Genomic DNA, 5,384 nt, shown 5'->3' on the forward strand with positions numbered 1-5,384 from the left:
GATGTGGGGTGCGGGGGCTACGGGGCGTACGGAGCGGGGCAGTCCGGGGCCGACCGGCGGGAAGGCGGCCGACTCGGTGCGGTGAAGGGCCAGGCTCCGGTCGGGCAGCAGGCGTACGACGAGATGGCGGCGCCAGTCGGAGTCGTTCCGCTCGGGCCGGTCCTCGCGCCAGTGGCAGCCCCGGGTCTCCTCGCGCTCCCGGGCGGCGGCGACCAGGACGCGGGCGACACAGAGGAGGTTCGAGGTCTCCCAGGACTCGACACCGGGCACGGCGGGCTTGCCGGAGCCGTCGTCCGGGCCGCCCTCACCGGTTCCGGAGGCATCGGCGAGGGCATCGGCGAAGGGGCGCGCGGAGGTCGGCGCGGGGGCATTTCCGCCGTTTCCGGAGCGGTTTTCCGATCCGCTTCCGGAACCGTTCGCGGAGCCGCTTCCGGAGCCGTTCGCGGAGCCGTTTCCGGAGTCGGCCGCGGCGGTCCCGGGGGCTTCCCTGAGCGCGCGCTGGAACGTGGTCTCCAGGGCTTCGGCGGCGGCCGCCAGGCTCGCGGCCGACCTGAGCACGCCCGCGCCCTCGGACATGATCCGCTGGATTCCGGCCCGCGCCTCGGGGGCGATCAGCGGCACCAGGCTGGTGGCGGCGGGCTCGGCCGGGACCACCGCGCCGGACCGCCAGGACGCGGAGCCGGCACCCGCCGCGATGTCAGCCGCGATCCGTTCCGCGAAGACCAGGCCTTCCAGCAGGGAGTTGGAGGCCAGCCGGTTCGCGCCGTGCACTCCCGTACAGGCGACCTCGCCGCACGCGTACAGCCCCGCCACCGTGGTCCGTCCGTACAGATCCGTACGGACCCCGCCCGACGCGTAGTGCGCGGCAGGCGCCACCGGTATCGGCTCCGTGACCGGGTCGATCCCATGGGCACGGCAGGCGGCCAGGATGGTGGGGAAGCGGCTCTCCCACATCTCCGCGCCGAAGTGCCTGGCGTCCAGATACATGTGGTCGACGCCCTGCTCGCGCATTCTGCGGGTGATGGCCTTGGCGACGATGTCGCGGGGCGCCAGCTCGGCCAGCTCGTGCTGGTCGAGCATGAACCGTATGCCGTCGCCGTCGACGAGATGGGCGCCCTCTCCCCGTACCGCCTCGGAGACCAGGGGCTGCTGGCCCTCGGAGCCGGCGCCGAGGAACAGCACCGTGGGGTGGAACTGGACGAATTCCACGTCCGAGACCTCCGCGCCCGCGCGCAGCGCCAGCGCCACCCCGTCGCCCGTGGAGACGGCGGGGTTGGTCGTGGCGGCGAAGACCTGTCCCATGCCACCGGTGGCCAGGACCACCGCGGGGGCGTGGACCGCGCCGACGCCGTCGTGCTGGCCCTCGCCCATGACATGGAGGGTGACCCCGGACGTACGGCCCTGATCGTCCGTCAGCAGGTCGAGGACCAGGGCGTTCTCGATGGTACGGAGGGCCGCGTCCCGTACCGCTTCGACCAGCGCGCGGGAGATCTCGGCGCCGGTCGCGTCGCCCCCGGCGTGGGCGATCCGGCGGCGGTGGTGGCCGCCCTCGCGGGCGAGCTGGAGCTCGCCGGTGGCATGGGTGTCGAAGTGGGCGCCGGTGCCGATCAGTCGCCGGACGGCCGCGGGGCCCTCGGTGACGAGGGTACGGACGGCCTCCTCGTCGCAGAGACCGGCGCCCGCGACAAGAGTGTCGTCGAGATGCTGCGCCGGGGTGTCGCCCTCGCCGAGCGCCGCCGCTATGCCGCCCTGGGCCCAGCGGGTGGAGCCGTCGTCGAGCCGGGCCTTGGTGACCACGACCGTACGGAGCCCGGCGGCGGTGCAGCGCAGCGCCGCGGTGAGACCTGCGACGCCGGAGCCGACCACGACGACATCGGCGTCGATGGCCCAGCCGGGTGCGGGGGCGGTCAGCCGTATTCCGGTTCCGGTCACTGGGACGCTCCGAAGGTCAGAGGGATGTTGTCTATCAGCCGTGTGCCGCCGACGCGGGCGGCGACGGCGAGGATCGCCTCGCCGGTGTGGTCGTCGGGGACCTCCGTGAAATCGGCGGGGTCGACGAGGGCCAGATAGTCGAGGACGAGGGGCGGCATGGAGCGGGACGCCTCGTCCAGCACGGTGCGGGCCGCTGCTCGTACGGCATCGGGCCCGCAGGGACGGGCCCGCGCGGCCGGGGTCCCCGCGACGGCCACCGCGTGGGCGTCGGCCGCGAGACGGGCCTCGCCGAGCGCGGAGAGCGCGGCGGCGCGGGCACCCGGCGCGGGGGCGGACTCGGCGCGGGCGCGCAGGGCGTGCAGCGCCGCGAGGCGGTCGCGGGCGGCGAAGAGGGCCCCGGAGAGGGCAAGGGCGGTACGGCGCTCGGTCCGGGAGAGATAGCGGTTGCGGCTGGAGAGCGCGAGACCGTCCTCTTCCCGGACGGTCGGTACGCCGATGATCTCGGCCCGGAAGTTCAGATCGTCGGCCATTCTGCGGATCAGGGCGAGCTGCTGGGCGTCCTTGCGGCCGAAGAAGGCGGCATCGGGCCGGGTGAGATGGAGGAGTTTGGCGACGACGGTGAGCATGCCGTCGAAGTGGCCGGGGCGCGAGGCGCCTTCGAGGCGCTCGCCCATGGGGCCCGCGGAGATGGTGACCTGGGGGGCGCCGCCGGGATAGACCTCGTCGGCGGCCGGGGCGAACACGGCGTCGGCGCCGGCCGCCTCCGCGGTCTTCAGATCGGCTTCGAGGGTGCGCGGATACCGGTCGAGATCCTCGCCCGCGCCGAACTGGAGCGGATTGACGAAGACGGTGACCACGACCAGGCCGGTGCGGCCGGCATGCGCGCGGGCGGCCCGTACGAGACTGGCATGGCCTTCGTGCAGCGCGCCCATGGTCATCACTACGGCGGTGGGGCCGCCGCCCGCGTGCCCGTCCAGCACACGGTCCAGCTCGGCGACGGTGGAGGCGAGGACGAGGCTCATCGGGCGCCCCCGCTGCCGCCGCCCCGGGGGTCCCCGAGGGTGTCCCCGTCGGCGAGGACGTCCAGGAGGTCCTCCGCCAGCTCGGCCTTGAGCAGTCCGTGCGCCAGCGCGCGGTCCGCGGTCGTACGGGCCATCGCCAGATATCCGGCGACGGCGCCCGGGGCGTGGGTGCGCAGCTCGGCGACATGCGCGGCGACCGTGCCCGCGTCGCCGCGCGCGACCGGTCCGGTCAGGGCGGCGTCGCCGGAACGCAGGGCGTTGTCCAGGGCGGCGCCCAGGAGGGGGCCCAGCATCCGGTCGGGGGCGGACACCCCGGCCGTACGGAGCAGCTCCATCGACTGCGCCACCAGCGTGACCAGGTGGTTCGCCCCCAGCGCGAGCGCCGCGTGGTAGAGCGGGCGGGACTCCTCGGCGACCCACTCGGGCTCGCCGCCCATCTCGATGACCAGGGCCTCGGCGGCCAGGCGCAGCTCCTCGGGGGCGGTGACGCCGAAGGAGCAGCCGGCCAGCCGCTGGACGTCCACCGAGGAACCGGTGAAGGTCATGACGGGGTGCAGGGCGAGCGGCAGGGCACCGGCGCGCAGGGCGGGGTCCAGGACCCTGGCGCCGTACCGCCCCGAGGTGTGTACGAGGAGCTGCCCGGGCCGTACGGCACCGGTCTCGGCGAGCCCCTCCACCAGACCGGGCAGCGCGTCGTCCGGAACGGTCAGCAGGACCAGCTCGGCTCGGGCGAGCACCTCGGCGGGGGTGACCAGCGGAACGTCGGGGAGCAGCGCCGCCGCCCGCCGCCGCGACGCGTCGGAGACGCCGGAGACGGCGACCGGACGGTGCCCGGCGAGGCGGAGGGACGCGGCGAGCGCCGGGCCGACGCGGCCCGCTCCCACCACACCGACGGTGAGCCGGGCCGGGCGGTCCCGGGGGTCCAGGGATTCCTGTGCAGTGGGATTCACGCGGCAGGGCCTTCCGTTCCAGTCCGCGAGGGGTACCGGACGATTTCTCGCCATGCTACGCCAGCGTCCGGGCCCGCCAGTCAGTTGTCCACAGGGCCTCGGCACTTGGTTGTCCACAGGCTGTGCACGGCGGGCGACGGGTGGGACATGATCGGGCCATGGGAAAGACGAACGAAGAGGACAAGCAGGCCGGCCGGTCCGGTCGGGCCCGCGAGGAGAGCGTCGAGACGTCCGGTAGCGCGGACGGAGCGGCGAACGAAAAGGACGGGAAAGACGGGCAGGACGGGCAGACCGAGGACGCGGCCCGGCGGCGCAGGCTGGCCGCGTGGGCCGCGGCCGAGCGCATACTGACGCGCCCCGGGGCGAACCAGCGGCTGGGCGAGCGGCTGGCCGCGCTCGCGGCGGACGCTGAGTCGGTGTACGACCTGGACGAATGGTCCGACGTGTACGGGAACGGGATCGTCGCCGAGCTGGAGCGGCGGGTCGCCTCGCTGCTCGGCTTCCCGGCGGCCGCTTTCTTCCCCACGGGCACGATGGCGCAGCAGGTGGCGCTCCGGTGCTGGGCGGGGCGCACGGGCAACGCGACGGTGGCACTGCATCCCCTCGCACACCCCGAGGTCCACGAGGGCGGCGCGCTGTCGGCCGTCAGCGGGCTGCGTACGGTCCATCCGACCACCGAGCCGCGGCTGCCGACCGCCGAGGAGGTCCGGGGCCTGGCCGACCCCTTCGGCACGCTGATGCTGGAACTGCCGCTGCGGGACGCGGGTTTCGTCCTGCCGACCTGGGACGAGCTGGTCGCGGTGGTGGAAGCGGCGCGCGAGCGGGACGCGGTGGTGCACTTCGACGGCGCGCGCCTGTGGGAGTGCGAGCCGCACTTCGGGCGCACGCGGGCGGAGATCGCCGGGCTCGCGGACAGCGTGTACGTGTCCTTCTACAAGTCGCTGGACGGGCTGTCCGGCGCGGCGCTGGCGGGTCCTGAGGAGCTGGTCGAGGAGGCGCGGGTCTGGCGCCACCGTTACGGCGGGCAGCTCTTCCAGCAGTTCCCGGCGGCGCTGTCGGCGCTGCTGGGTCTCGAGCGCGAGCTGCCGCGGCTGCCGTCGTACGTCGCACACGCGCGCGTCGTCGCGACGGCGCTGGCGGAGGGGCTCGCGGAGTCGGCGGCGCCGTGGTCCCGCGTACACCCGCGGCCCCCGCACACGCACCAGTTCCAGGTCTGGCTTCCGTACACCCCGGAGGTCCTGAACGAGGCGTCGGTCCGGCAGGCGGAGGAGACGAAGACGTCGCTCTTCCGCGTCTGGGCGGCGCCACGATCCGGCCCGCCGGGCGTCTCATTCACGGAAATCACGGTGACGGAACCGGGACTGGAGTGGACGGCGGAGGATGTACGAAAGGCGGCGGCGGAGTTCATGACGCGGGTGAGGGAGGAGGAGGCGTCCAGCAGGACCTAGGCCCTGTCCGGCCGATCTTCGCGGGCCCGCGA

Annotated in this window: 4 protein-coding genes; 1 reads left to right on the forward strand and 3 read right to left on the reverse strand. The window is 74.4% G+C overall.

What is annotated here, in order from left to right; genetic code table 11:
• From WH07_RS34770 to WH07_RS34780, 3 genes are all read right to left on the reverse strand, one after another.
• Positions 1 to 1,932: L-aspartate oxidase (locus WH07_RS34770; RefSeq protein WP_046509034.1), on the reverse strand; the 1,932-nt coding region annotated here is incomplete at its 3' end.
• Positions 1,929 to 2,954 carry a pantoate--beta-alanine ligase gene (panC, locus tag WH07_RS34775; RefSeq protein ID WP_079023808.1) on the reverse strand — a complete coding sequence of 342 codons (1,026 nt, stop codon included), beginning with the start codon at positions 2,952 to 2,954 and terminating at the stop codon, positions 1,929 to 1,931. The genes WH07_RS34770 and panC, both read right to left, overlap by 4 nt.
• Positions 2,951 to 3,958 carry a Rossmann-like and DUF2520 domain-containing protein gene (locus WH07_RS34780; RefSeq protein ID WP_408645986.1) on the reverse strand — a complete coding sequence of 336 codons (1,008 nt, stop codon included), beginning with the start codon at positions 3,956 to 3,958 and terminating at the stop codon, positions 2,951 to 2,953. The genes panC and WH07_RS34780 overlap by 4 nt, the downstream gene beginning before the upstream one ends.
• A 104-nt stretch (positions 3,959 to 4,062) precedes the next feature.
• Between WH07_RS34780 and WH07_RS34785 the strand changes: the two genes are divergently transcribed.
• On the forward strand, positions 4,063 to 5,352 hold the full coding sequence (locus tag WH07_RS34785) for a threonine aldolase family protein (RefSeq protein ID WP_079023809.1): 1,290 nt from the start codon (positions 4,063 to 4,065) through the stop codon (positions 5,350 to 5,352).
• The last annotated feature ends 32 nt before the right edge of the window (positions 5,353 to 5,384 follow it).

Source organism: Streptomyces odonnellii (assembly GCF_000981895.1).
GTDB lineage: Bacteria > Actinomycetota > Actinomycetes > Streptomycetales > Streptomycetaceae > Streptomyces > Streptomyces odonnellii.